Origin of the sequence: Erythrobacter sp. MTPC3 (assembly GCF_042854385.1) — a bacterium.
Classification (GTDB): domain Bacteria; phylum Pseudomonadota; class Alphaproteobacteria; order Sphingomonadales; family Sphingomonadaceae; genus Erythrobacter.
This window is the reverse complement of the sequence record NZ_BTGP01000003.1, coordinates 200,090-226,790: the sequence shown is the minus strand read 5'-3', so window position 1 is coordinate 226,790 and position 26,701 is coordinate 200,090. Positions and strand designations below refer to the sequence as shown.

At 60.5% G+C, this 26,701-nt stretch carries 25 protein-coding genes; 12 read left to right on the top strand and 13 right to left on the bottom strand.

The genetic code is table 11. The features are described 5' to 3' along the window. The first annotated feature begins 96 nt into the window (after positions 1-96). The gene (gene pdxH, locus ACGHU1_RS05770; RefSeq protein WP_390584447.1) at positions 97-750 is read left to right on the top strand and encodes a pyridoxamine 5'-phosphate oxidase; all 654 of its coding nucleotides are present in this window, start codon (positions 97-99) and stop codon (positions 748-750) included. Between the two features lie 14 nt (positions 751-764). After that, entirely contained in the window at positions 765-1,562 is a 798-nt protein-coding gene (locus ACGHU1_RS05765; RefSeq protein ID WP_390584444.1) for a PhzF family phenazine biosynthesis protein, read from the top strand. Between the two features lie 3 nt (positions 1,563-1,565). Here ACGHU1_RS05765 and ACGHU1_RS05760 read toward each other — a convergent pair whose 3' ends face one another. Next, positions 1,566-2,714: a serine hydrolase domain-containing protein gene (locus ACGHU1_RS05760; RefSeq protein WP_390584441.1), complete on the bottom strand. Its 1,149-nt coding sequence runs from the start codon at positions 2,712-2,714 to the stop codon at positions 1,566-1,568. Positions 2,715-2,749: 35 nt separating this feature from the next. On the opposite strand from ACGHU1_RS05760, the gene ACGHU1_RS05755 reads away from it, so the two are divergent. Further along, on the top strand, positions 2,750-3,091 hold the full coding sequence (locus ACGHU1_RS05755; RefSeq protein ID WP_390584438.1) for a hypothetical protein: 342 nt from the start codon (positions 2,750-2,752) through the stop codon (positions 3,089-3,091). Here ACGHU1_RS05755 and ACGHU1_RS05750 read toward each other — a convergent pair. Further along, entirely contained in the window at positions 3,088-4,038 is a 951-nt protein-coding gene (locus tag ACGHU1_RS05750; RefSeq protein ID WP_390584435.1) for a GDP-L-fucose synthase family protein, read from the bottom strand. The two genes, ACGHU1_RS05755 and ACGHU1_RS05750, sit on opposite strands and share 4 nt — an antisense overlap. 36 nt (positions 4,039-4,074) lie before the next feature. Next, complete coding sequence (mnmA, locus tag ACGHU1_RS05745; protein ID WP_390584433.1) at positions 4,075-5,259, bottom strand: tRNA 2-thiouridine(34) synthase MnmA; 1,185 nt, start codon at positions 5,257-5,259, stop codon at positions 4,075-4,077. A 169-nt stretch (positions 5,260-5,428) separates the two neighbouring features. On the opposite strand from mnmA, the gene ACGHU1_RS05740 reads away from it, so the two are divergent. The 6 genes from ACGHU1_RS05740 to ACGHU1_RS05715 all read left to right on the top strand — a co-directional run bounded on the left by ACGHU1_RS05740 (position 5,429) and on the right by ACGHU1_RS05715 (position 13,053). Beyond that, positions 5,429-5,803: a hypothetical protein gene (locus ACGHU1_RS05740; protein WP_390584430.1), complete on the top strand. Its 375-nt coding sequence runs from the start codon at positions 5,429-5,431 to the stop codon at positions 5,801-5,803. Then, positions 5,796-6,095 (top strand): DUF1153 domain-containing protein, encoded by a 300-nt coding sequence (locus ACGHU1_RS05735; RefSeq protein WP_390584427.1) that lies wholly within the window; start codon positions 5,796-5,798, stop codon positions 6,093-6,095. Before ACGHU1_RS05740 ends, ACGHU1_RS05735 begins: the two co-directional genes overlap by 8 nt. 179 nt (positions 6,096-6,274) lie before the next feature. Further along, on the top strand, positions 6,275-6,541 hold the full coding sequence (locus tag ACGHU1_RS05730; RefSeq protein ID WP_390584424.1) for a GlsB/YeaQ/YmgE family stress response membrane protein: 267 nt from the start codon (positions 6,275-6,277) through the stop codon (positions 6,539-6,541). Positions 6,542-6,814: 273 nt separating this feature from the next. Beyond that, positions 6,815-8,005 (top strand): efflux RND transporter periplasmic adaptor subunit, encoded by a 1,191-nt coding sequence (locus ACGHU1_RS05725; RefSeq protein WP_390584422.1) that lies wholly within the window; start codon positions 6,815-6,817, stop codon positions 8,003-8,005. Positions 8,006-8,100: 95 nt separating this feature from the next. After that, positions 8,101-11,703: an efflux RND transporter permease subunit gene (locus ACGHU1_RS05720; RefSeq protein WP_390584419.1), complete on the top strand. Its 3,603-nt coding sequence runs from the start codon at positions 8,101-8,103 to the stop codon at positions 11,701-11,703. A 60-nt stretch (positions 11,704-11,763) separates the two neighbouring features. Beyond that, positions 11,764-13,053, top strand: coding sequence for a DUF445 domain-containing protein (locus tag ACGHU1_RS05715; RefSeq protein WP_390584417.1), 1,290 nt, complete (start codon positions 11,764-11,766; stop codon positions 13,051-13,053). A 40-nt stretch (positions 13,054-13,093) separates the two neighbouring features. Here ACGHU1_RS05715 and ACGHU1_RS05710 read toward each other — a convergent pair whose 3' ends face one another. The 4 genes from ACGHU1_RS05710 to ACGHU1_RS05695 form a co-directional block, all read right to left on the bottom strand. Next, positions 13,094-13,996, bottom strand: a complete 903-nt coding sequence (locus tag ACGHU1_RS05710) for an energy transducer TonB (RefSeq protein WP_390584415.1) — start codon at positions 13,994-13,996, stop codon at positions 13,094-13,096. 36 nt (positions 13,997-14,032) lie between these two features. Further along, the gene (locus tag ACGHU1_RS05705) at positions 14,033-14,908 is read right to left on the bottom strand and encodes an energy transducer TonB (protein WP_390584412.1); all 876 of its coding nucleotides are present in this window, start codon (positions 14,906-14,908) and stop codon (positions 14,033-14,035) included. 75 nt (positions 14,909-14,983) lie between these two features. Continuing rightward, complete coding sequence (locus tag ACGHU1_RS05700; protein ID WP_390584409.1) at positions 14,984-15,916, bottom strand: electron transfer flavoprotein subunit alpha/FixB family protein; 933 nt, start codon at positions 15,914-15,916, stop codon at positions 14,984-14,986. 33 nt (positions 15,917-15,949) lie between these two features. Next, complete coding sequence (locus ACGHU1_RS05695) at positions 15,950-16,696, bottom strand: electron transfer flavoprotein subunit beta/FixA family protein (protein WP_390584406.1); 747 nt, start codon at positions 16,694-16,696, stop codon at positions 15,950-15,952. A 236-nt stretch (positions 16,697-16,932) separates the two neighbouring features. On the opposite strand from ACGHU1_RS05695, the gene ACGHU1_RS05690 reads away from it, so the two are divergent. After that, positions 16,933-17,541: a DUF6265 family protein gene (locus tag ACGHU1_RS05690; RefSeq protein ID WP_390584404.1), complete on the top strand. Its 609-nt coding sequence runs from the start codon at positions 16,933-16,935 to the stop codon at positions 17,539-17,541. Between the two features lie 13 nt (positions 17,542-17,554). Here the strand turns inward: ACGHU1_RS05690 and sucC are convergent, their stop codons facing one another. After that, on the bottom strand, positions 17,555-18,769 hold the full coding sequence (gene sucC, locus ACGHU1_RS05685; RefSeq protein ID WP_390584402.1) for an ADP-forming succinate--CoA ligase subunit beta: 1,215 nt from the start codon (positions 18,767-18,769) through the stop codon (positions 17,555-17,557). Between the two features lie 129 nt (positions 18,770-18,898). On the opposite strand from sucC, the gene ACGHU1_RS05680 reads away from it, so the two are divergent. Beyond that, positions 18,899-19,681, top strand: coding sequence for a 3'(2'),5'-bisphosphate nucleotidase CysQ (locus ACGHU1_RS05680; RefSeq protein WP_390584400.1), 783 nt, complete (start codon positions 18,899-18,901; stop codon positions 19,679-19,681). Positions 19,682-19,745: 64 nt separating this feature from the next. Here ACGHU1_RS05680 and ACGHU1_RS05675 read toward each other — a convergent pair whose 3' ends face one another. After that, positions 19,746-20,441, bottom strand: coding sequence for an OmpA family protein (locus ACGHU1_RS05675; protein WP_390584397.1), 696 nt, complete (start codon positions 20,439-20,441; stop codon positions 19,746-19,748). A 194-nt stretch (positions 20,442-20,635) separates the two neighbouring features. Here ACGHU1_RS05675 and ACGHU1_RS05670 point away from each other — a divergent pair, with 194 nt between their 5' ends. Continuing rightward, positions 20,636-21,940 (top strand): hemolysin family protein, encoded by a 1,305-nt coding sequence (locus tag ACGHU1_RS05670; RefSeq protein WP_390584395.1) that lies wholly within the window; start codon positions 20,636-20,638, stop codon positions 21,938-21,940. 43 nt (positions 21,941-21,983) lie between these two features. Here the strand turns inward: ACGHU1_RS05670 and ACGHU1_RS05665 are convergent, their stop codons facing one another. From ACGHU1_RS05665 to ACGHU1_RS05650, 4 genes are read right to left on the bottom strand one after another with little or no spacing between them, the layout of a single operon-like run. Then, positions 21,984-22,394 carry a DUF3035 domain-containing protein gene (locus tag ACGHU1_RS05665; RefSeq protein WP_390584392.1) on the bottom strand — a complete coding sequence of 137 codons (411 nt, stop codon included), beginning with the start codon at positions 22,392-22,394 and terminating at the stop codon, positions 21,984-21,986. Between the two features lie 2 nt (positions 22,395-22,396). Beyond that, entirely contained in the window at positions 22,397-22,942 is a 546-nt protein-coding gene (lspA, locus tag ACGHU1_RS05660; RefSeq protein ID WP_390584389.1) for a signal peptidase II, read from the bottom strand. Continuing rightward, complete coding sequence (ileS, locus tag ACGHU1_RS05655) at positions 22,942-25,866, bottom strand: isoleucine--tRNA ligase (protein WP_390584387.1); 2,925 nt, start codon at positions 25,864-25,866, stop codon at positions 22,942-22,944. The genes lspA and ileS overlap by 1 nt, the downstream gene beginning before the upstream one ends. 50 nt (positions 25,867-25,916) lie before the next feature. Continuing rightward, the gene (locus ACGHU1_RS05650; protein ID WP_390584384.1) at positions 25,917-26,648 is read right to left on the bottom strand and encodes an EcsC family protein; all 732 of its coding nucleotides are present in this window, start codon (positions 26,646-26,648) and stop codon (positions 25,917-25,919) included. Positions 26,649-26,701: the final 53 nt, after the last annotated feature.

The following is a 26,701-nucleotide window of genomic DNA, read 5'->3' as shown; positions in this document are numbered from 1 at the left end:
GACGGGAACGCGATGAGGAACTTGTATGCCGGCCAAGATTTCTCTTGCCAGGACCGTGTAACATGCGGTCCATGTCTCTCCACAGGAGCCCCCCGAATGACCACGCCCGCCGCCCTTGACGATACCCAGCTGGCCGACAGCGCCATCCCGGCAAATGCCGATCCGTTTGCGCTGTTTGATGAGTGGTTCGCCTTGGCGCAGGACAGCGAACCAAACGACCCCAATGCCATGGCGCTGGCAACCGCTACGCCGGGCGGTGCGCCATCTGTGCGGATGGTGCTGCTGAAAGGGCACGGCGCGGATGAGGGCGGATTTACCTTCTTCACCAATTCAGGCAGCCGCAAGGGCGGAGAGATTCGCGCCAACATGCAGGCCAGCCTGCTGTTCCACTGGAAGAGCCTGCGCCGCCAGATCCGTATCGAAGGCCCGCTGACCGAGGTCAGCAAGGAACGAGCCGATGCGTATTTCCACTCCCGCCCGTATAAAAGCCAGGTCGGTTCCGCCGCCAGTGACCAATCGCGGCCGCTGGAAAACCGGCAGGACTATCTCGACCGGGTGGAGGCGCTGTGGGCCGAGCATGAGCAGGCAGGCGAGGTGCCAAGGCCGCCGCACTGGACTGGCTTCACGCTAAAACCGGAACGGATCGAATTCTGGATGGACCGCGACAACCGCCTGCATGACCGGCGGCTGTTCACGCTGGAGGGCGCTGCCGATGCGCTCGGCTGGTCTGACACCCTGCTTTATCCATAAAGGTTCACGCTGATATGACAAAAATACCATATTGGCATGTCGACGCCTTTGCCAATGCTCCGTTTGCGGGCAATCAGGCGGCGGTCATGGTCTTGGATGAATGGCTGCCGGACGAGATTTTGCAGGCCATTGGCGAGGAGAACAACTTCGCTGAAACAGCCTTTGTGGTGCGCGATAAAACCGGCGCCGCCGACTGGGAGCTGCGCTGGTTCACGCCCACGGTCGAGATCGCCCTATGCGGTCACGCGACCCTTGCCAGCGGGCATGTGCTGCTGGGCCGTGATGGCGGCGAGCGCATGACGTTTCGCACGCGCAAGGCGGGCATTCTGGAAGTGCGGCGTGATGGCGATATCTATGCGTTGGGCCTCCCCGCCATCCCGTCGCAGCCCGCCGAGTTTCCCGAAGCAGCCGCTTTGCTGGGAGCACCGCCACTCTCGCTTCATCGCAATGCCGATGGTTACAACGTTTTCCTGTTCGAGGACGAAGCCGCCGTGCGCGCACTTGATCCCGATATCAGGGGGCTGGAGGCGCTGGGTGATGACCAGTTCATCTGCACCGCACCGGGCGACAACCATGACGTTGTCAGCCGGGTCTTCGTGCCCGGCGGCGGAGTGGATGAAGACAGCGTCACCGGCTCAGCTCATGCGGTTTTGACACCGTACTGGGCCGCGAAGCTGGGACGTGACAGCTTCACTGCGCATCAGGCGAGCCAGCGCGGCGGTGATCTCACCCTCCGCCTTGACGGGGACCGCGCATGGCTGGGCGGGCCGTGCGTTACCGTGGTCGAGGGTGTATTCTATCTCGAAGGGTAGAGGTTACCTGGCGGGATAAAGGGCGAGGATATCCGCCGCTTCCTGAAGCATGGGCGGGCGCTCCTGACTGTCCGAATGGCCCAACCGCACCACGGTCACGCGCTGCTCGGGTGAGACCAGAACGTATTGGCCCATATGCCCGATCAAGGCGAAAAGGGATTGCGGCGCGCGGTCAGGAAACAGCGGGTGCCCGTATTCGCCGCCTTGCTCTCCCAAAGGCTGGTTCAGCCACGTTTGAAAGCCGTATTGTGCCGCTGCAGGACTGGATGCGGTCATCGCCTCGATCCAGCGGCTCGGGACAAGCTGCTCGCCCGCAGGAGAGCGCCCGCCGCGCCGCATGAATTCGCCGAACTTCGCCCAATCGCGTGCGCTGGCATGCATCAAACTGCCGCCGATCAAAGTGCCTGACGCATCGTATTCTGCAACCATCGAAGCCATGCCGAGTGGTTCGAACAGCCGGTCTTTAAGGAAGTCATCAACCGCCGCACGGCGGATTTCGGGATCCTCGCTATTGGTGAGGGCGCGCGCTGCAATGTCGGCCAGAATGACTGTCGTGTTCGATGAATATTCGAACCGATCGCCCGGCTCCGCCTCCAGCGGCTGCTCCTTTGCCCAGCGCGCCATATCGTCCCGTCCGTCAAGGAACAGCATCCGCACCTCGGACGATTCGTAAGGAGGGTCACCCGCCTCGGTATGCCGCAGCCCGCTGCGCATTTGCAGCAAGTGGCGCAAAGTGATCTCCGACCGCGGGTCGCCGGGACGCTGCCACATCGGCACAGGTGCGGGGTCGCCGACCGTCAGCTTGCCATCGGCGACCAGCATTCCGATCAGAACGGCGGTGACGGTTTTCGCCATCGACCAGCTGATAAATCGGGTGTCTGCATCGTAGCCTTCCCCGTACCGCTCCGCCGCCAGATTGCCGTCCGCCATCACAACGACGGCGCGGGTTTCCCCGATACCTTCCGCTGTAAACAGGTCGTCCACCTGCCGGGCGAGCTGGTCACGCGGGGCGCCGGCATCGTCCGTCACTGCGCCAAGCGCTTCTTCACTTAGCGGCGGCGGAACGTCAGGCTGCGCGCCTCCACATGCGGCGAGAGCAAGCGCCAGCAGTGCCGGGCCAAGGTAACGCGATAAGGCAATGCGATGAGTCATTGCGCTCTCAATTCCCCAAGGATAACGCCGTTGCAATGGCAAATACGAAACGCACCGGAAAATCCCGCATCCTCCTATGGTTGTTGCTGCTGATTGGCGCGGCCATCGCTGCTGCGGCGTATGTCTATCGCGCGCCCATTGGCGGGTATGCCGATGTCGGCACAGCCTATGCCGCACGAGTGGGCTGTTCGTGCCGGTTTGTCTCGGATCGCAGCCTGAAAGACTGCAACAAGGACAAGCTTTCGGGTATGGAGCTGGTGACGCTGGTCGATGATCCGCAGGCGAAAAGTGTTACCGCACGCTTCCCTCTCGTCACATCCAGCACGGCGACGTACCGCGAAGGATACGGCTGCGTGCTGGAGAAGTGGGAGGGCTAAGCTCCCTCGCGCGGCTTTTCGGCGACGTTTTCCAGAAACCACCGGTAGGCGCGGCCGATACCATCCTCGAGAGGGATTGTCGGCGCCCAGCCCATCCCCGCTATTTTCGACCCGTCCATCAATTTGCGAGGGGTGCCGTCCGGCTTTGAAGTGTCGCGGATGATCTCGCCCTCAAATCCGACGACCTTGCAAACCGTTTCAGCCAGTTCGTTGATCGTCAGGTCCGTGCCCGAGCCAAGATTGACGTGTTCTTCACCGGAATAGTTCTCCAGCAGGAACACGCAGCCTGCCGCCAGATCGTCGACATGCAGAAATTCCCGGCGCGGTGTGCCGGTGCCCCAGATCGTGATGCTGTCATCGCCGGCCTGCTTTGCCTCGTGCGCCTTGCGGATTAGGGCGGGCAGGACATGGCTGGAGGCAAGGTCGAAATTGTCGCCGGGGCCGTAAAGGTTAGTGGGCATCGCGCTGATGTAATCGCGGCCATATTGCCTGCGATAGGATTGGCACAGCTTGATCCCGGCGATCTTGGCGATGGCATACCATTCATTGGTCGGCTCAAGCGGGCCGGTCAGCAAAGCATCTTCGCTGATCGGCTGCGGGGCAAGTTTCGGGTAGATGCACGATGAGCCAAGGAACAGCAGCCGGTTCACATCGTTCCGATGCGTCGCCTCGATCACGTTCGCCTCGATCATGAGGTTATCGTAGAGAAATTCCGCAGGATAGCTGTCATTGGCGAGGATGCCGCCGACCTTGGCAGCGGCCACAACAACGGCATCCGGGCGGTTCGCGGCAAACCATTCGCGCACCATGGCCTGTTCACGCAGATCGACATCACGCGGAGCAGTAAGGACCTGTGCCCCGCGCTCTGTCAGCAGGCGTGCGATCGCCCCGCCAACCATGCCGCGATGCCCGGCGACATAGATGCGCTTACCATTGATATCATACATAAAGTTTTTGCCGCGCTGATAAGGAGTGGGGGCGCTCTAGATCGCAGCTTCACTTTGCGCAACCGAGCGGGTGGAGTCGATCCAGCCGCCGCCGATCACGCGCTCTCCGGCATAGATAACCGCCGCCTGGCCGGGCGCTACTCCGAATTCGGGCGAGGCAAAGCGCAAGGTGACACTCGCCCCGTCGCCAACCGCGCCATCAATCGTAACCGGCACCGGCTTGGCAAGGCTGCGGACCTTGGCGGTAAGGGGCTGTCCGTCCAGATCGCCGATCCGGTTTGTTTCGATGACGGTTGCACTCTCAACGCCCAGCAAACGCTTTGGCCCGACCCGGACCTGCCGCGCCGCCGCATCCAGTCCGATGACATAAAGTGGTTCCGGCTGTCCGCCGATATCCAGCCCTTTGCGCTGGCCGACAGTGTAGTGCACGATCCCCTTGTGCTGACCGAGCACGTCGCCGGTTTCGGCATGGACGATATCGCCAGGAATGCCACCTTCTGGCCGCAGTTTCGTGACGATGCCTGCATAATTGCCATCGGGCACGAAACAGATGTCCTGGCTGTCGGGCTTCATCGCGTTGCGCAGTCCGGCAGCCTCGGCCAGTTCGCGAACCTGCGTCTTGGGCAGACCGCCAAGCGGGAAGCGGATGTAATCGAGCTGCTCCTGCGTCGTGGCATAGAGAAAATAGGACTGGTCGCGCGCTGGATCGATCGCGCGGTAAAGGTGCGGGCCGGTTTCGGTTTCGACTCGCCGGACATAATGCCCGGTCGCAAGGCAATCCGCGCCCAGTTCGCGCGCCATGCGGAACAGGTCGGTAAATTTCGGCCCCATATTACAGCGGATGCAGGGCACTGGCGTGCGCCCGGCAAGATATTCATCAGCAAACTGTTCGACCACGTCTTCGCGAAAGGCGCTTTCATGATCGAAAACGTAATGCGCGATGCCCAGCCTGTCGCAAACGGCACGGGCATCGCTGATGTCGTCGCCTGCACAGCAAGCGCCCTTGCGCCCGGTCGCTGCGCCGTAATCATACAATTGCAGCGTGATCCCGATTACTTCGGCCCCGGTGTCGGCGGCTAGAGCGGCGACCACGGAAGAATCCACCCCGCCGCTCATCGCGACGACGATACGGCATTCGGCTGCCGGACGCGGCAGATCGAACAGGGCGGCGGTATCAAGCCCGAAGGTCGGACTGGCGAGAGTGGGCGATGCTATGGTCATGAAATGCGCTTTATGCCGCGGCCATATAGGAAAACATCGCGCCGCGCGCCAGTATTGTATCGTGCGCCCGGTGGCGGTTGGGGCTTTCGCAGAAATCCCGGGGTTTCCCTAAAGTCCGGTAAACAGCGGTTTTACCACATCTTGACGAACGGGCTCTAGAGAATGGCGCATGTTCGAAAAAACCCTCCCTCTGCGGCACTTCGCCGGAACCGATGAAATCGGCACCGACATGCGCTTTGGCGGATTCGCAGCTGGTCAGGCGCGCGGCGGCGATGCCCTGCGCGCGGTCGAATGGAGCGAATTGACCGCCAAGCTCGAAGCAGCCCGCGATCTTCGCCGCGTTCTCCAGCGTGACACCCGCCATCACATCGGCACCAGCGCCGCCAGTTTTGGCGATGCGGCCGCGACCTATTTCAGCGCGATTGGCGAACACGAACGAAATGTTAACCATAACGCTTTAGATGCCTGCAAAGCTTCCGACGCCATAAACAAATCCCCCGAAGAGAATGCGCAGGAAGGCGTTCGAGAGACCGAAGATGATTGAAAACCAAGACATCCGTCCAGCACAAGTGATCGGCCCGCTCGGGGAGCCGTTGACACTCGACGATCTGCCTTCGCCCAGCACGAAACGGTGGGTCGTGCGCCGCAAGGCCGAAGTTGTCGCTGCGGTCAATGGCGGTTTGCTGACCATTGACGAGGTGCTGGAACGCTATGGCCTCACGCTTGAAGAATTTGCATCCTGGCAGCGCGCCGTCGATCGTTCTGGCATGGCAGGGCTGCGCGTGACCCGCATCCAGCATTACCGCGACCTGTACGAGCGTCAGCTGAAATACTGATCGGCCCGCATCCCCGCCGGTTTGCGCCGCGCAGCATCCCGGCTGCGCGCGCGAATTGGTGATTCCCCGCTTTTCATCGTAGAACCCTCCGGCCCGCCGCTCAATTGGCGGGAACTGGTTTGCATCCTGTCCGTTCGAGGTGGGAACAAACGTTTGAAATAAAACAGGAGGAATGGGATATGGGTTGGATTATTGCACTGATCGTGGGCGGTGTTGCCGGGTGGCTGGCTAGCCTCGTGATGAACCGCGATGCCTCAATGGGCATTTTCTGGAACATTGTTGTCGGCATTGTCGGTTCTGTCATCGGCAACATGATTGCAGGCCCGCTGCTGGGTATCAGTGGCAGCGTTCAGGAATTTTCGATCATCGGTCTGGTCGTTGCCGTCATCGGCGCGGTTGTCCTGCTTGCTATCGTGAACCTGATCCAGCGCGGACGGGTCCGCTAAGCAGCGGCTCTTCGCCCCTACCGGCGAGCACGCGTAAACACACACCGAAAAGGCGGTGCAGCATGGTTCTGCGCCGCCTTTTTCGTGCGCAAATGGCGCTCGAACAGGAACAAATCGGCTCGCCCTTCGTCTAGCCTCCAAGTCGTCAGTCGAACCCCGCATTGCGGTTGGAAACGCGCATGGCTAAGAGAGCTTGCGCTCGGTGACTTATGCCGGTAATACACTTCGCTTGATAGAGCCGGCTCCTTTCGGCTCTGCAAAAGGCCCCAGGCAATGAATTACGAAACAAAAATCACAGGTGAAGTCGCAGACGGGGTTCCGGCTGAGACTGCGGCGCTGCGTGACGGACGTATGTCGGGCCGAATGCGCGGTATCCTGATCGCCGGTGCCATCATTTTCGCTCTCCTGCTGGCGATTGCCGCATACTTTGCGCTCGGTGGCGGAGAACCTGCCGGGGCCGGCGATGACAATGATCAGGCGCCTGTCGTAACCGTGATTGTCCCAGGCCAGACAACTGTCGATGGAACAGTCGAGGTGCCCGGCACCATCGCCGCCCGCCGCGAATTGCCCGTCGGCGTCGTTGGCGAAGGGGGCCGCGTGGTGTCCGTGCCGGTCGATGCCGGCGATTGGGTGCGTCAGGGACAGGTTCTCGCCGTGATTGATCGCTCTGTGCAGATGCAGCAGGCGGCAGCGCAGGCAGCCCAGATCGAAGTCGCCCGCGCCGATGCCCAGCTGGCGCAGGCCAATCTTGACCGTGCGCTCCAGCTGGTCGAACGCGGCTTTGTGTCGAAAGCCGATGTCGACCGCCTCACATCAACCCGCGATGCCGCGAATGCGCGCGTCCGGGTGGCACAGGCGCAGCTCGCTGAACTGCGCGCCCGCAATGCCCGCCTCAATGTCGTGGCGCCCGCTGCCGGCTATGTGCTTGAACGCAATGTCGAACCCGGTCAGACAGTCGGCGCCGGCACCCCGGCGCTGTTTCGCATTGCGCGCGGCGGCGAGATGGAAGTCCTTGCCCAGGTCGGCGAAACGCAATTGGCCAGCCTTTCAACGGGAGTCGTTGCCGAAGTGATCCCGGCCGGCACCGAAAAATCATTCGAAGGGCAGGTCTGGCAGCTTTCCCCGGTAATCGATCCGCAAACCCGGCAGGGCACGGCGCGAATTGCGCTTGCATACGCGCCTGAACTGCGCCCTGGCGGTTTCGCGACCGCGCGCATTAATTCCGGATCCACCACTGCAACCGTATTGCCCGAAAGCGCCGTTCTGGCCGATGAGGAAGGCAGTTTCGTCTATGTCGTGGGGGAGAATAACACCGCTGAGCGGCGCGCGGTTACGACCGGAATAGTCACGGCAAAGGGTATCACCATCACCGAAGGGCTGACCGGCACGGAACAGATCGTGCTGCTTGCAGGCGGGTTCCTCAATCCCGGTGAAACGATCAAGCCTCGCCGTGAGGGTGCCTGACCCGCTTTGGCTGCGTTCATCCCCGAACACGCGCCGCGCGTAACTGGTAAGGTGCAAGGACAGGCAAGCGAAACTGCAAGACTGACAGGACCGACATGAATTTCAGAAATCTTTCAGCCTGGTCGATCCGCAACCCTGTGATCCCGCTCGTCCTGTTCACGGCGCTGCTGTTTGCAGGGATCGTCAGTTTCATGCGCATGGACGTCACCAACAATCCCGACGTCGATTTTCCGGCGGTGATTGTCGGTATTTCGCAGCCCGGCGCCGCGCCGACCGAGATCGAGAACCAGATCACCCAGCGCGTCGAAAGCGCGGTGCGATCCATCAATGGCGTCAACTCGATCCAGTCCACCGCGAGCGAGGGCAGTTCGCAAACAGTCGTCGAATTCGAGATCGGCGTCGACATAATCGAGGCGGTCAACGAGGTCGAAACCGCGATTGACGGCGTGCGCGGATCGCTGCCCGACGGCATCCTCGAACCACGTGTGCAGAAGGTCAACATCGTCGGCGAACCCATCGGGTTCTTCGCAGTCGAAGCGGACGATATGACGATCGAACAGCTGAGCTGGTTTGTCGATGACACCGTCGCCAAACAATTGCTCAAGATCGAAGGGATGGCAGAGGTCGTCCGGTTCGGCGGCGTCGACCGCGAGATCGAAGTTATCCTTGAACCGGCGAAAATGCAGGCGCTGGGCGTGACAGCGTCGCAGATTAACAGCGTCCTGCGCTCCACCAACATCGATGCGGCAGGCGGCCTTGCCGAGGTTGGCGGTACGCGCCAGTCGCTGCGTGTGCTGGGCAATGACGATACCGCGTTTGAATTATCACAGAGCCAGATCCAGCTTGGCGGCGGACGCACGGTGCGGCTCGCCGATGTGGCGACCGTCAAAGACGGCACCAGCGAGCGGACGTCTATCAGCGAGGTGAACGATAAAGAGGTCGTGAACTTTTTCATGAACCGCGCGCGCGGTTCATCCGACCTTACCGTTTACGAAGAGGCGCTGAAAACTATCGAGACAATCGAGAGCGAAAACGAAGGCATCAGCTTCGTCCCGCTTTCCACCAGCACCACTTATACCGAGGGGCAGTATAAAAGCTCCATGCAGGCCCTGATCGAAGGGGCAGTGCTCGCGATTGTCGTGGTGTTCCTGTTCCTGCGCGATTGGCGCGCGACCTTTATCAGCGCGGTCGCGATCCCGCTGTCCGCGATCCCGACATTCTTTTTCATGGACCTGCTCGGGTTCAACCTCAATTTCCTCTCGCTGCTCGCGCTCGCTCTGGTCGCCGGGGTGCTGGTCGATGATGCGATTGTGGAGATCGAGAATATCGTGCGGCACATGCGCATGGGCAAAACCGCCTATCAGGCCAGTATCGACGCGGCGGACGAGATCGGCCTGCCGGTAGTTGCGACCAGTTTCTGTATCGTCGCGGTGTTCCTGCCCGTGGGCCTGATGCCAGGCGTTTCTGGGCAATTTTTCCAGAATTTCGGTCTGACCGTGGTGGTTGCCGTGCTGATGTCACTGGCCGTCGCGCGCATGATCACGCCGCTGATGGCGGCTTATTTCCTGTCGGCAAAGGGCCAAGGCGATCACGGCGAAGGCCCGTTGATGGACCGGTATATGAGTATGCTCGGCTGGACGCTGGATCGCGGCAAAATGCGGGACCGGCGCAAGGGTCTGGAGAGCCCGCGCTCTCGGATCGTTTACGTTGCTGCGCTGTTGGGGACAGTGATCCTGCTTTTGCTCGTCACTGCGGCCGCCATGTTCGAAATCTTCAGTGGTTCTGTCACAGCTGCCATTGCGCAACGTTTGGGATCAGCCCCGCTTTGGGGCGGTCTCAGCGGTTTGGACATACCCGCCAGCGCAGCGGGTGCCGTATCGTCGGATACGAACAGCACGCTGTATCTCGTTATATCGAAGCTGTTCGACGTTGTGCTGGTCGTGTTTGCCTCGATCTTCTCGTTCGGCGCTGGGTTGCTCGCGTTCAAGGCAATCGAATCCACCTCGCGTTTTGGCGGGCGTTTCGGGGAAAGCTCGCGCTATATGGCCGCGCGGTTTTATGATCACCGGGTCTGGATGCTGGGTGTCGGCTGGTTCTCGCTGATCGTCACCATCCTGCTGTTCGGCCAGATCCCGCCGCAATTCCAGCCAAGCATCGACAGCGAAAATTCGCGCGTCGAGATCGAAATGGTGCCCGGCACCACGCTGGAGGGGACGAAGCGTATTTCCGATCAGGTCGACGCTTTCCTTAAACAGCAGCCCGATGTCGAGCGCACGTTCCAGCGTATTCACATCGGCAATTCGACCATTTTTGTGAAACTGCGCGACGACCGCTCGCAATCATCGATTGAATTTGAGCGCGAACTCGCACCGCAACTGGCGAACACAGCCGACGCGCGCGTCCGGTTTCGTTCGCAAAGCGGCGGTTTTGGCTCGGGCCGCGACCTCACCGTGATGCTGGCAGGGTCTGACCCCGAACTGCTCGATCAGACCGCGACGCAGCTTGTCGAGCAGATGAAAGATCTGGACAGTATAGTCGCCCCGCGCATCAGCGCCGATCTTAACCGTCCGGAAATTATCATCACCCCGCGCGATGAAATCGCTGCCGAACTTGGCGTTACAACGCTCGCGCTGAGCCAGACGATCCGCATCGCGACACTGGGTGAGATTGAACAAAACGCGGCTCGCTTCTCCCTGTCTGACCGGCAAATTCCGATTCGGGTGAAGCTGTCGGAAGAATCGCGCACCGATCTTACCACCATCGAAAACCTGCCGGTCCAGACCATCAGTGGCGGCTCGGTCCCGCTGGGACGTGTCGCCGATATCGAATTCGGTTCAGGCCCGACAGCAATCCAGCGTTACAACCAGAACCGCCGTGTGCTGGTCGGTGCCGATCTTGCCGGCGGAGTGCTGAAAGGCGAAGCGCAGGCGCAGATCGATGCCCTGCCGGTGCTGCAGGAACTGCCAACCGGCGTGATCCGCGATGTCGTGGGCGAGGATGAATGGCAGGCAGAGCTGATCCAGAACCTGATCGTCGCAATCATTTCCGGTGTGCTGCTGGTATTTGCCTGCCTCGTGCTGCTTTACAAACGCCTGATGAGCCCGCTGGTCAACATGACCTCGCTCGCGCTCGCACCATTGGGCGGTATTCTGCTGGTCTGGCTGCTGGGCCTGCCGCAGAGCATGCCGGTCTATATCGGCATCCTGCTGCTGCTGGGTATCGTGTCCAAAAACTCCATCCTGCTCATCGATTTCGCGATCGAGGAAATGGACCGCGGCACCGAAAAACTCGAAGCGATCATGGAAGCGGGCCACAAACGCGCGCAGCCAATCGTAATGACGACCGTCGCGATGACGGCGGGCATGGTGCCGGTTGCTCTGTCGCTCAGCGGCGACGGCGCGTGGCGCCAGCCGATGGGTATTGTGGTGATTGGCGGCCTGATCCTCTCCACATTGCTGACGCTGGTAATCGTGCCTGCCGGGTTCAGCCTGGCCGACGGGTTTGAGCGCCGCGCCGGGCCATGGCTGCGCGAACGGCTGCTCACCTACAAGCCGGGCGACGATACAAAGCCGTATGGCACAGGTGCAGGTTCAGGCGCAGCCTCAGGCGGGGGCGATCACAGCCCCGATACGCCGATGCCCGGCACGCCCGCTACGCCCGCAACACGGATTCCGCCCGGAGCGGAACCGGCGGAGTAATCGCGTCACGTTGATTCCAGCCTTGTTTTTATCCTGCGTTTTCAGGCAGGAGACGCGGACATGACCGAGGCGCGTTCCGTTCCCCTGAAATTTGGCGGTGAGCCAATAACAGCCGACCGCGCGCGGCGGATGCGCTGGACCGCGACCGGAATGCTGGTCGCGATGGCCGTGCTGTTTTTCACCACGCACGGCCTGCTGGGCGATCATCCGGCGTGGGGTTATGTCAACGCATTTGCGGAGGCCGCGATGGTCGGCGGTCTGGCGGACTGGTTCGCCGTGACTGCCCTGTTCCGCCACCCTCTTGGCCTGCCGATCCCGCACACCGCGATCATTCCGCAGAACAAGGACCGGATCGCAGACACGATGGCGCAGTTCCTGCGCGAAAACTTCCTCACCCCGGCGGTGGTTGCCCGGCGAATGTCCGGCATGAATGTCGCGCGTGCAGCGGGCGATTTCCTGGTCGCCAGTCCCGAAGGGTCGGGCGACGATGCCCGCGCCCGCATCACCGGCGGCGCGGCAGAGCTGCTGGCTGAAGTGCTCGAATCGCTCGATCCGGACAGGCTCGGCAATCAGGTGCGTTCCGGGATGGCTGCCCAATTGGCGAAAATCGACGTGTCGCCGCTGGCGGGGCGGATGCTTGAAAGCGCGATGACGGATCGCCGCCATCAGCCGCTGATTGACGGGTTCGTCCGCTGGGCCGGCCTCACGCTTGAGGACAATGAGGAGACGGTCAAGGACATCATCCACCGCCGCGCCAATGCGGTGCTGCGCTGGACTGGGCTGGACGAACGCATCTCAACCAGCGTCCTCGACGGGCTTTATAAATTGCTGGCCGAAGTGCTGGTCGATCCCGAGCACCCGCTGCGCAGCAAGGTTGAGGAAGGCTTGGAAAAACTCGCTCAGGACCTTCAGCACGATCCCGATACCCGCGAACGCGTGGAGGAAATGAAGCGCGATCTCATCGAAAATCCCGCAGTAGCCGAATGGTGGATGGGCGTATGGGAACGCATTCGCCAATCGATGATCCGCCGCGCGCGTTCAGCCGATAGCGGGCTGGGCATGGAAATGCGCAAAGGGCTGGCAGATCTGGGCGGCGCGCTCAAACAGGATCAGCGGCTGCAGATGCAGATCAACCGTTTTGCCCGCCGCACCGCGGTTGGCGTGGCGACGCGATATGGCTCGGAAATCGTCACGCTCGTATCGGAGACGGTCAAGCGCTGGGACGCCACGACGATCACCGGCCGCATTGAAAGCGCGGTTGGCCGCGACCTCCAGTTCATCCGCATCAACGGCACGCTGGTAGGCGGCCTCGTCGGGATGACGCTGCATTTCATTGTCAGCTTTCTGTAGCGAAGCCGCTAACGCCTTTTCCTCGGCCCTCGCCTTCGTGTTAGTTCACGCGATAGCTGATCCGGGTGGAGTAATTGCCTGCAACCGGATTTCCGTCCATGTCCGTTGCGGGGTTAAAGCGTGAATACCGCAACATGCCAAGACAGGCCGGATCAGTGAAGCCGGCGGAGCCTTCATATTTGGTGACCTCGCAGAATGTCGCGCGCCCTTCCGGGCTGATTTCCACTCTCACGCCGACTGATCCTATGGCCTTGTCACGGAGCAAATATGAAGGATAATCCCGTTGTATCTGCATAGCCCAGCTCGCGACATTAAGTGTGGTTGCGTCGGTGCCCATGGCGATAGATCGTTTCTGAGCCATTGCTTCGATGCACCGGTCCAGTTGCTGCATTACTGCGCCCAGCCCGCCGGTTTTCAGCGATACTTTCTGGACCAGAGGGCCTGACAGCTCGAATGCCTGTACCGCTTCATATCGCTCGGCCAGAATATCGGGAGATGCGAAGTTTTTTTCCACTTCCGTGGAGAGGTCGATCACTTCTTTATCATCCGCCATAGAGGTTTGGCTGCCGTCATCCGGATCGAACGAAATCGGTGCCACACCAAACATTGTTATGACCGGGCGCCCCTTGCTCGATGTGGTTCCTATGTAGCCGCGATTGATCGGCTTTCCCGGCAGAAACGCGAGCTCTATCCATGAGCCGAAGGGACTGCGGAAAGGGCGGCCAATCAAACTGACATTCAAGAAGGGGCCTGGCGACCCTTTCTCGAGCCACAGCATCACCGCGTTATCGCCTTCGCCGAAACTGCCGATCATCCTGCATTTGTCGTCGTAGGCGCGCAGCTTCCATTCCGAGCTTGGCTCCAGTTCAAGCGTGGCGGCGCTGGCGGGCGCGGCTGCCACAGTTGCTGCGGCGACAAGCGCGCCCGTGAAAAGATACTTCATATTCGGCAGACCCCCCTGAAATCTGAAATGCCGCGCTTACCGGCCGATCTGGTATGTAATCGACGTCGCGTAAAATGACTTGAACGGCTTTCCATCCGCTCCGATGGCAGGGTTGAATCTTGCGTTTCGCATTTCCCGACATGCCGGAGATTCGAGTCGCTCTGTCGTAGTGGCATCATCGATCACGCAATCGGCAACCTTGCCGGTTTCATCTACGATTACGCGCATCCTCAGAATGGCCTGCTCGCCGCGATTGAGCGCCTGACTGGGATAGGTCCGCGCGATTCGGCGCGCGACCTGCTTCTCATTGGTCCATTTTGGCATTTCCTGCGCGCTAAGATGCTGGTCGAGATCAAGGCCCCACGATGTGACCATATCCTGTGTGCACGTATTCAGCACCTTGAACGCTTCGGCCAGTGGCCCGGTTTCGAGCCGGATTTCGGTGCCCCTCTGCGTCAGCGAAACGTATTCAACCTGTTTGGCAAATTCGGTATCGAGCTGCGGCAGTGAAGTCGGGGTTTTGTCCTCCCTTGTTTCGGTCCCCGTGCTTAGGTTGACTGACGAATAGATAACGGCTGGCCCCAGCTCGCCCATGTCGCCGGTGAACGGTTTGGTCGTCAGCGGCTTCTGCGCGGCGAAGAACTGGAGTGCGGTATTTTTGCGGCTTTGGAAGCGCTTGAATGCCGGACCGGCGACCGACATTCCCGCTTTTTCTCCTGGGAAATGCTGTTCGAAAAACAGCAGATGCCGATTGTCCTCCTCGCCATAAAACGCAGCGAGGCGGCATTTCTCCGGCGCGAAATCCACGTTCCAAGGGGACGATTGTTTTAGAACAGTCTCCTTGGCGGACAGTGCAGCGGGCACAGATATTGCCAATGCACCCAGTGCGAGCGAGCAAATAAAACGACCCATAACCAAAAACCTCCGCCGCGCAGATTAGCGCAGCGGAGGTCTTTGACAATCTTCAGTTTTACAGAAGGTGCGCCTCTACAGCGCCCCCGTCAGTTCAGGCACCGCGTTATAAAGGTCCGCAACCAGACCGATATCGGCAACCTGGAAAATCGGCGCGTCTTCGTCCTTGTTGATCGCGATGATGACCTTGGAATCTTTCATCCCGGCAAGGTGCTGGATCGCGCCCGAAATGCCGATTGCGATGTAGACGTCCGGGGCGACGATCTTGCCGGTCTGGCCGACCTGATAATCGTTCGGGACATAACCTGCATCCACTGCCGCGCGCGATGCGCCGATGGCAGCGCCCAGCTTATCTGCTAGCGGGTTGATGATCTGATCGAAGGTTTCGCTGTCTTTCAGTGCGCGACCGCCCGATACGATGATCTTTGCGCTTGCCAGTTCGGGACGATCGCCGCCATCGGCAACTTCGCGGCTGACGAAGCTGGAAATGCCTGCATCGCCCGGCCCGCTGACATCTTCGATTGCGGCTGAACCGCCAGTGGTTTCCGCCTTGTCGAAAGCGGTGCCGCGAACGGTGATCACCAGTTTCGGGTCGGACGATTGCACGGTGGCAATCGCGTTGCCGGCATAGATCGGGCGGGTGAAGGTCTTGTCGCCATCGACCGAGAGAATGTCCGATATCTGCATGACGTCGAGATGGGCGGCAACACGCGGGGCGATATTCTTGCCCGATGTCGTCGCCGGGGCGAGGAACGCGTCGTAATTTGCCATCAGTCCGGCGGCGAGCGGAGCGACGTTTTCGGCGAGGAATTCGCCGTAAGCCGCATCGTCAGCTTTCAGTACCTTGGCAACGCCTGCAATCTGCGCGGCCGCCTCGGCAACCGATCCGCAATCGTGACCGGCGACGAGCGCGTGCACTTCGCCGATTTGCGATGCAGCGGTGACCACTGCGAGGGTGGCGTCATTGACGCTGTTATTGTCGTGTTCGACCAGAACCAGAGTGTTCATGTCCGTATTTTCCTTTCCTGCTCGCGGTACCGCTTACGCGATGCCAAGCGCCTTGATCTTTTCGACCAGGGCGGCGACGTCTTCGACCTTTTCACCGGCCTGACGGACGGGCGGTTCGGCAACGTTGGTGGTGGTGAGGCGCGGCGCGATGTCGACGCCGAAATCGGCTGGCGTCTTGCTGTCGAGCGGCTTTTTCTTGGCCTTCATGATATTCGGCAGCGAGGCATAGCGCGGTTCATTCAGGCGAAGGTCGGTGGTGACGATCGCTGGCATTGTCAGCTTAACCGTTTCCAGACCGCCGTCGATCTCGCGCTTGACCACAACGGCATCGCCATCGACTTCGACCGTGTTGGCGAAAGTGCCCTGCGGACGGTCCATCAGCGCGGCCAGCATCTGGCCTGTCTGGTTGCTGTCATCGCTGATTGACTGCTTGCCCAGCAGGACGAGGCCCGGCTGCTCTTCTTCGGCAACAGCTTTGAGAATCTTAGCAACTGCCAGCGGTTCGACGTCTTCGTCGGTTTCGACGAGGATCGCGCGGTCCGCACCCATGGCGAGCGCGGTGCGCAGCGTTTCCTGCGCCTTTGCCGGGCCGATGGATACGGCGATGATTTCTTCAGCGTTACCCGCTTCCTTGATACGGATCGCTTCTTCGACAGCGATCTCGTCAAACGGGTTCATGCTCATTTTGACATTGGCTAGATCAACGCCTGAACCGTCTGCTTTAACCCGCGGTTTCACGTTGTAATCGATCACCCGTTTTACGGGGACGAGGATTTTCATGAGGCTTCCTTTCCCAAATACGGCCCTGCTGTTGACGCATTGACCGTTAAAACTGCTGGTCGCGGCCTAGCTTGCGTTTACGTAAACGTCAAGCAACGCGACTCCACTCATGCTTATCCTATGCGAGAGCGGCTACATGGTTCCTCGCTGGCGCAAGAGACAAGGTCAAGCCTGCCATTTTGGCAGTTTTTACGCTACACTTGCATTTGTGCAGGGGGCGATGAGAGGTGTTTGCAATGCGTGCAATCGTGGTGGGTCTGGCCGCGCTGGTTACGATTACAGCATCGCCGTCAGCCGCGCAGGGCGAGCGATATGAAACGCGAATTGGCGAAGATGGGGGCGAATCGCCTCCCGCCACACTAGATCAGATGGATTGGCTCACCGGCCAATGGTCGGGCGAAGGCATCAACGGCGCGCCTGCAATGGAAAGCTGGCTGCCCCCGGCGGGCGGCGTGATGGTCGGCACATTTGTGCAGGAAACGCCCGACGGGTCGATCATGTTCACCGAACACATGTATCTGATGGAGGAGGCGGGAAGCCTGGTCCTGCGCCTGAAACACTTCAATGCGGACCTGACCGGCTGGGAGGAAAAGGACGGTATGCTGTCGTTCCGTCTGGTCGCGATTGAGCCGTGCGCCGCCTATTTCCACGCGCTGACACTGCGCTGCGATGATCCGCAGGCGCCGGGTGCCGGATTGGTCGCAGCAGTGCGGATGAAGGGCGACACGGCTGAGCCGCAGGAACTGGTGTTCCGGTTTAAATCCTTACGTGAACGGGCGCCGCAAAATGAAGAGGGGCCCGCACCCTTGCCGAGCGCGGACCCCTCCGAAGAAACAGGTCGATAGCGTTAGCCGGCTATCACGCCGCCTGCTTGACCTCGGCCACGATCTTCTTCGCGGCGTCGCCCAGATCGTCGGCTGACACGATGGGCAAGCCCGAATTTTCGAGGATTTCCTTACCCTTCGCGACATTCGTGCCTTCCAGACGCACGACGAGCGGAACCGAGAGGTTCACGTCTTTTGCTGCCTGAACGATGCCGTCTGCGATGACATCGCATTTCATGATCCCGCCAAAGATGTTGACGAGGATACCTTCGACTGCCGGGTCTTTCAGGATGATTTTGAACGCCGCCGTCACTTTCTCTGTGGTGGCGCCGCCGCCCACGTCGAGGAAGTTGGCCGGGAACGCGCCGTTCAGCTTGATGATATCCATCGTCGCCATGGCAAGGCCTGCGCCGTTGACCATGCAGCCGATGTTTCCGTCGAGTTTGATATAGGCAAGGTCGTACTGAGATGCTTCGACTTCGGCTGGGTCTTCCTCGGTCTCGTCGCGCATTTCCTCGATCGCCGGGTGGCGGTAAAGCGCATTGCCGTCGAAGCTCATCTTGGTGTCGAGCACCAGCAGGTGCACTTTGCCATCGGCATCGGGCTTCGTTTCGACCAGCGGGTTGATCTCCAGCATCTCGCAATCGCTCGCCATAAAGGCGTTATAAAGCTGCTTGGCCAGTTTCTGGCACTGTTTGTTCACATCGCCTGACAATTCCAGAGCGTACGCAACAGCGCGAGCGTGGTGCGGCATAAAACCCTGTGCGGGATCAATCGTGATCGTGGTGATTTTTTCTGGCGTTTCGTGCGCGACGTCTTCGATGTCCATGCCGCCTTCGGTCGATGCGACCATCGCGACGCGGCCGCTGGCACGGTCGACCAGCATGGCGAGATAGTATTCACTTTCGATATCGACGCCGTCGGTCACATACAGGCGGTTCACCTGCTTGCCTTCATCGCCGGTCTGGATCGTGACGAGCGTGTTGCCGAGCATTTCTTTTGCGTGGCTTTCCACTTCATCCAGCGAAAATGCGAGGCGTACGCCGCCCTTCGCATCTTCGCCCAGCTCTTTAAACTTGCCCTTTCCTCGGCCACCGGCGTGGATCTGCGCTTTCACGACATAAAGCGGACCGGGCAGTTTTTTCGCGCCTTCGACCGCTTCTTCTACGGTCATGGCAGCGTGGCCTGCGGGGATGGCCAGCCCGTGTTCCTTGAGCAGTTCCTTGGCCTGATATTCGTGGACGTTCATGTCAGCGTGATCCCTTAATCTGTTCACTTGGGGAGAGAGGTGTTGCGACATGCCCTAAGGGTGTTCGTGCGTCTTGAAAAGTGGGCAGAGTGCCTCGACCGCGATCCCTCTCATGATTAATAGGGGCCGGTGATCAATAAAGAGCGACTCTTGCAGATTGTCCGCGAAGCGGGCCGCATCGCCCATGCCCGCTGGCCGGGCGATGGGCATGATCTGCACAGCTGGGAAAAGACACCGGGCGATCCGGTCAGCGAATCGGATCTGGAGGTTGATCGGTTCCTGCGCCGCGAACTGGGCGCGTTGCTGCCGTCTGCCAGTTGGCTGTCCGAAGAGACCGCCGATGACAAGGCGCGCACCGATAGCGACCTGTTGTGGCTGGTCGATCCGATTGACGGTACACGCGATTTTGTGCGCGGCCGCCCCGGCTGGGCAGTCTCGGTCGCTTTGGTGAGCGCGGGAAAGCCGCTGATCGGAATTTTGGTCGCGCCTGCACGGGGCGAGGAATGGTGCGCGGTCGCAGGGCAGGGCGCGACGCTTAACAATGAACCGATTTCGGCCAGCACGCGGACACAGTTCAGCGGGTCTCGGGTGCCGGTCGATCAAGTGCCGGCGGGCGATTCGGATCTGGTCGCGGTGGAAAAGCCCAATTCAATTGCCCTTCGCATTGCCATGGTGGCGGATGACCGCGCCGATCTGGTCGCAACCTTGCGCTGGGGATTCGAATGGGATGTGGCCGCCGCAACTCTGATCGCGCGCGAGGCCGGGGCAGAGGTGTCCGATGCGTTTGGCAAACCGCTCGCCTATAACAAACATGTGCCGCAGGATTTTGGCGTGCTGGTCTGCTCGCCCGGCATCCATGCAGAGGCGGTAGCGCGGCTGGCGGTGCGGGCGGAGCAACTGCGCGGCGGTTAAGGCGCGCATGAAAAAGGGGCCAGCCGTTTCCGGCCAGCCCCCTTTCCAAAGCTTGCAGATCTGATCAGTTGGCGCGAGCGGCCGCAACGTCTTCCTGGCTGACAGGAACGATCTTGATCTCGACGCGCCGGTTCAGAGGCTCGCTGACGTTATCACCCGTCTTCACCCGAAGATAATCGTATTGCTCGCCGTAGCCCTGAGTTTCCATCCGCGCACGGGAAACACCCTTGGCTGCGAGGTAATCGGCAACTGTTTGCGCACGTTCTTCAGAAAGATTCTGATTCAGCGCATTCGAACCCGTCGTGTCGGTAAACCCGTAAATGTCGATCAGGCTGTTAGGGTACTGGATCAGGCTGTTCGCCACGGTATCGAGCGTATTGTAGAAGCCCGGATTGATGCGAGCCGATCCGCTGGCAAAGGTAACGCCATCGGGCAGGCGGACAAGGATTGCGTCCTGATCGCCCACTTCTTCGATGTCGACGCCGCTGCCTGCGGTCTGTTCGTCCAGTTCCTTGATCTGGTCATCGAACTGCTTGCCGACAACAGCACCTGCGCTGCCGCCGATGCCCGCGCCGATGATCCGTGCGGTGTCACCGCCGACCACGCCGCCAAGCAGATAGCCGAGCGTGCCGCCTACTGCAGCGCCGATACCGGTGCGCGAGATTTTCTGTTCGCCAGTGTTTGGATCGGTCACACACGCGCTGGTGCCCAAAAGTGCAAGAGCGGCGGTGCCGGACATGAGGATGCGATTGATTTTCATTGGTATTCCTCCAGGAATCTTTTGTTATCTGTGCTTTCTCAATTGTTTGAAACGCAACATGTTCCAACAAAAGTGCGAGTCCGCTGCAATAGGGCCGCCAGCCGCGCGGTTATAGCCGGTCGCCTGAAGACATTCATAGCAAGGCGCGTCACGATTGGCTGGCAAGCGGGCGCAATTGTGCTAGCGGGTAAGGCGTGACACCGTTTCCATGGCCTGACCTGCTGATCATCGCTGGGCTGATCGTCCTGAATGGCGTTTTTGCCATGTCCGAGCTGGCGATCGTGTCGGCCAAAACCGCCTCGCTTGAGGCAAAGCGAGAGGATGGCTCAGCCAGCGCGAAAATCGCGCTGTCGCTGGCGGCCGATCCGGGCAAATTCCTTTCGACCGTGCAGATCGGCATTACGCTCATCGCGATCATCACCGGCGCGCTTTCCGGGGCCAGTCTCGAAGCTCCCCTGGGGGAACGGCTGGCGCTGCTGGGCGTGCCTGAAGACGTCTCGCGGCAGGTTGCGTTTATCTCGGTTATCGCGCTGACGACCTATTTCAGCGTCGTCGTGGGCGAACTGGTGCCCAAACAGCTGGCTTTGCGCGCTGCGGTGCCGATCTCGCTCGTCATGGCGCGACCGATGGCGATGCTGGCGAGAATTGCCGCGCCGCTCGTATGGCTGCTGGACACGAGTTCGGCAGGCATCATCCGGCTGTTCGGGATCCGCGGCGGCAGGCAGGATTCGCTGACCGCCGAGGAATTGCAGATGATTTTTGCCGATGCCACCCGGTCCGGCGTGATCGAGGCGGAGCAGCACCAGATCCTGACCGGCGTTGTGCGCCTGGCAGAACGTCCAGTACGCGAATTGATGACGCCCCGCACCGAAATCGACTGGATCGAAGCGGATGCCGACAGCGCCCAGATAAAGCGGGCGATCGAAGACAGCCCGCATTCGCTGCTGCCCGTGGCAGAGGGTGCGCCCGATGCGATCCTGGGCATTGTGAAAGTGCGCGAAGTGCTCGCCGCGCTGGTCGCTGGAGAGGCTGTTGTCATCCGCGACATGATGCACCGGGCCGAGGTCGTGCCCGATCAGCTCGACGCGCTGGACGCGCTGCGGGTGCTGCAATCGGCTGACATCGCGATGGCGGTGGTCCACGATGAATATGGCCATTTCGAAGGGATCGTAACGCCGGTCGATTTGCTGACAGCGATTGCGGGCAATTTTGCGAGCGATCTGGATCAGGGCGACATGCCGCAGATCGTCGAGCGCAAGGATGGATCGCTGCTGGTATCGGGCGCGCTGTCAGCCGATGCGCTCGCCGACCGGCTGGGCCTCGATTACGGCGAGGACCGCGAATTTGGCACAGCGGCAGGCTATGCGCTGTCGGTCATGAAACGCCTGCCCGTTGCGGGAGAGACGTTTTCCGATCAGGGCTGGACGTTTGAAGTGGTCGATATGGACAACCGCCGGATCGACCAGATGCTCGTATCGAAAGACACGGCGAACAATTGATCTGCCGCGCCGCCGCTCCGCGCGGTGATAAAGTTTCGCGCGCTTAGCCCGGAATTACGGCCTGCGCGGCCTGTCCGTCGCCCTGTGGTGCCGCAATAATGTCGCGCGTAACGCGGCCTTTGGCGACGGTGTTCGTCGCCGGATCACCGACTTGGCTGCGGATACCCGGAGCGGCTGCACCGGCGCGGTCGAGCGCGCTGGTTTCAACCTGGCTGCGCGGCGCAGGGCCGCCAAACAGCGCGTCCAGTGCTTGTTCCTGCGCGGTGCCTTCTGCCGGACGCGGTGAGCCCGGTGCCGGCGGGGTCAGGGTAAAATCGGGCGGAACCACTAGCGGAGCCTGACGCTGCACAGCGAATTCATCCGGGCGGTCGCGATTGAAAATACCATTGCCTCCGCACGCGGCCAGCATGGCACAGCCGGAGGTCAGGAGGATGGCGGTCTTCAGGGTACGCATATTCAGCTCTCCGATGGGATGGTGCCGTTATCTTTGGCAGCATCCGTTTCGCTTTCGTCCTTTTCGCGCACGAACAGGCTTCGTGCAAGGATGATCACGACGCCGATGGTGATAGCCGCATCGGCAAGGTTGAAAATGAGGAAGGGGCGGAAATCCCCGATGTGAAAGTCGGCAAAATCGATGACATAGCCGAACGCATAACGATCATAGATATTGCCGATCGCGCCGCCCAGGATCAGGCCGAGGCCGAGGATATCGCCCAGCAATTTCTCGCGCATCATCCACACCAGCACGATCAGCGCGATGGCCGCGGTCATCAGCACCAGCAGCCAGCGCATTTCCATGTTGGTGGCCTGCAACATGCCAAGCGATATGCCGCGATTTTCGGTGTAGGTGAGGTCAAAGAACGGCAGCAATTCCATGTTGTCGCCGATCCGGTTGATGCCCAGCACCGTCGTCACATACCATTTGATCACCTGATCCACCGCCGCGATGATGGCGGCAAAGACCAGTCCGATGATCCGGTTGCGAGTGAACAGAGCGCCCATCAGGCAGCCGCCCCGGCATCATCCATCGCGGCGACGACATCATCGCAGCGCCCGCACAGCGCGCCGTCTTCGGGCACGTCAGGCAGCAGGCGCCAGCAGCGCCCACATTTGTTGTCGGTGGATTTGGCGACAGTCACCGTGTCCGTCTGCCCGCGCGTCACTGTCCCGGTGATGAACAATTCGGCGAGCTGCGCATCGGTAACGCCGGCAGGAACCGCATCGGCTGGAACAGTCACGACCGCTTCGTTGCTGGAGCGGATCACCTTGTCACGGCGCAGCGGCTCAATCGCCTCGGTCACGCGTTCGCGCAGGGCACGAAGCCGCGCCCATTTGTCCCCGTCCGCAGGGACCGCTGGCACGCTCGGCCATTCGAGCAGGTGGACGCTGCCTTCCTGCTCGTCGTCTTCAGGATAGCGGGTCTGCCACACTTCCTCTGCGGTGAAGACCAGCACCGGCGCGGCGTATCGGACCAGCGCGTGGAACAGCAGGTCGAGCACGGTGCGATAGGCGTTGCGCGCGGTGCTGTCCGGCCCGTCGCAATACAGCGTGTCCTTACGGATATCGAAGAAGAATGCGCTGAGGTCCTCGTTGCAGAAATCGACCAGCAGGCGGGTGTAGGTATTGAAATCGTATTCCTCTGCCGCCTTGAGCAGTTTGCCGTCCAGTTCGGACAGCAGCGAGAGGACGTAGATTTCCAGCTCGGGAATTTCGCCCGCATCGGACATATCGCCGATAAATCCGTCAAGCGCGCCGAGCAGGTAACGGAACGTGTTGCGCAGGCGGCGGTATTGATCGCCCACGCCTTTCAGGATTTCATCGCCGATCCGGTGGTCTTCGGTGAAATCGACGCTAAGCGCCCACAGCCGGATGATATCCGCGCCGTATTGCTCCATGACTTTCAGCGGGCTGATCGTGTTGCCGAGCGATTTCGACATCTTTTTACCCTTGGCATCCATTGTGAAACCGTGGGTGAGAACCTGATCATACGGCGCGCGGCCCCGCGTCGCGCAGCTTTGCAATAGCGAGGACTGGAACCAGCCACGATGCTGATCGCTGCCTTCGAGGTAGAGATTGGCGGGCCATTGCAGGTCGGGCCAGCGGCCGCTTTCCAGCACGAATGCGTGGGTGCAGCCGCTGTCGAACCACACATCGAGGATGTCGGTGACCATCTCGTAGTCGTCGGGGTTGTGATCGAGACCAAGGAATTCGGCCTTGCGCGCCTCATCCCACGCATCGACGCCCTCGACTGTGACTGCCGCAATGATCCGCGCGTTGACTTCCGCGTCTTGCAGATAGGTGCCGTCGGGCCGCACAAATAGAGTGATCGGCACGCCCCATGCGCGCTGGCGGGAGAGCACCCAGTCGGGCCGCCCTTCGACCATGGAGCCGATGCGGTTCTGTCCTTTTTCAGGGATGAACTCGACCCGCTCAATCTCGGCAGTGGCGCGTTCGCGCAGCGTGCCTGCGATGCCTTTTGCATAGCCGACGCCGTCCAGCTTGACGGCGGGCACATCGGCGGGCTGCGTGAATTCATCCAAAGGCTTGTCCATCGGCACGAACCATTGCGGCGTGCAGCGATAGATGACCTTGGCTTTTGAGCGCCATGAATGGGGGTAGGAGTGCTGGTAATCGGCAGAGGCAGAAAGCAGAGCGCCAGCATCGCGCAGGTCGGAGCAGATGGGTCCGTCTGGCGCGTTGAAGGGTTTGTTGATGACAGCGCGGCGGCGTTCCTTGCCATCCGCATCCACATCGCCTGCGCCCAGCCACTCCCAATCATCGCGGTAACGCCCATCATCCATCACCGCGAAAACGGGGTTGATCCCGTTCGCCTTGCAAAGGTCGAAATCGTCCTCGCCGTGATCGGGTGACATATGGACGAGACCGGTGCCGCTATCGGTGGTGACGAAATCGCCTGCGAGCATCGGGCGCGGGGTCGCGTAGAATCCGCCGAGACGGTGCATCGGGTGGCGGACTTTGGTGCCTTCCAGTGCAGGCCCAAAGAAGAAGTCTAGGCTCTCATAATTCTGTTGCGGATCGCCTTGGGAGCGAACCCGCTCTCGAAATGCTTCGTAGAGATCTCGCGCAACGAGGAAACGTTTGCCTGTTGGTTCGGCCGTTTTGTCAAGTTCGCCGATGAGGACGTAATCAACATCCGGCCCATAGGCCAAAGCCTGATTCACCGGTATCGTCCAAGGCGTCGTCGTCCAGATCACCGCATGAGCGCCGACCAGTTCCTCAATAGGACTTTCGACAATCTCAAATGCCACGTCGATCTGAGGCGAATCCGTCAGGTCTTCATATTCAACCTCGGCTTCGGCCAGCGCGGTCTTTTCGACCGGCGACCACATCACCGGCTTTGACCCGCGATAGAGGTTGCCGCTTTCCGCAAACTTCATCAGTTCTGCGACAATCGTGCCCTCGGCCTGCGGGTCCATCGTGAGGTAGGGATTGTCCCAATCGCCCATGATGCCGAGCCGCTTCAGCTGCTCGCGCTGGGTATCGACCCAGTGCTGCGCATAGGCGCGGCATTCGGCGCGGAATTCAGCCGCCGGCACCTCATCCTTGTTCAGCTTTTTCTTGCGGTATTTCTCCTCGACCTTCCATTCGATCGGGAGACCGTGGCAGTCCCAGCCCGGCACATACGGCGCGTCTTTGCCCAGCAGGTTCTGCGTGCGGCACACCATATCTTTGAGGATGTGGTTGAGTGCATGGCCGATATGCATGTCGCCATTAGCGTAAGGAGGTCCATCGTGCAGGATGAACTTCTCGCGCCCCGCGCGGCTTCCACGCATTTTTGCGTAAAGATCAATCTCGCGCCAGCGCGCCTCGATACCCGGCTCCTTCTGCGGAAGGCCGGCTTTCATCGGGAACGTGGTCTTCGGCAGGAAGACCGTATCTTTAAGGTCGCGGTTTTGATCAGACATAGGGGAGGCCCGTTAGGACATTCCGCGCCCGCGATAAAGGGATTTAGACGTTAGGCATCCTGGCGCAATCGCCGTGCCTGAAACGCAAAACGTGCCGCGCGGCTGACATCGCGCTGAAACTGCGCGTTGACGAATCCCCCGACAGCCGATCCGATCACCGGCACCAGCATCCCGGCGCGGCGCCGGAACGTGGCAAAAGCCAGTGCGCGCGAAATGCGCTCAACAATTTGATCGACCAGTGGCTCGACGTTTTTCGTCGCTACCGGATTGAGACTGCCGTCATCGTTGATATCGGCTTCCAGTGCATCAAGCCGTTCGATCTTTTCTGCGTGATTATCAAGCGCGGCGATTTCGAGGATCTGCAAACGGAACAGTTGTTCGCGCTCGCCTTCCACTACAAAGCCGTACGCGCGGCCCGTGTCCCTGATATTGCGCAGCGCAACCGCAATGGTCGCGGGAATATCGGCACCGGCTGTAATTGCGCCTCCAAAACCTGCCGCTGCGCCTGAAGATGCATTGATCGCGCGTGCAGTGCGTTCGATGGTGAAGGCAGTCTTTCGCGCCGCGTCCATATCGGCGACGTTATGATTAAAGGACACAAGCGCGGGCATGCCGGCCGCTTTGTCCAGGCCCTTAACGATGCGTTCGACGACAGATTTTGGCAGCACGCCTGCCAAGGCACTGCCCAGCGGGTTCGTCAGCCGTTCGATGCCGCGCCCCAAAAATGATGGCTCTGTGGCGCGATAGGCTGTCTGGTCGGCTTCGATTTCGCTTCGGTTCATGGTCTTCTCCGATTGGGTGATGGCGCCTGTTCGCGCCTTTACCTAATCAACCG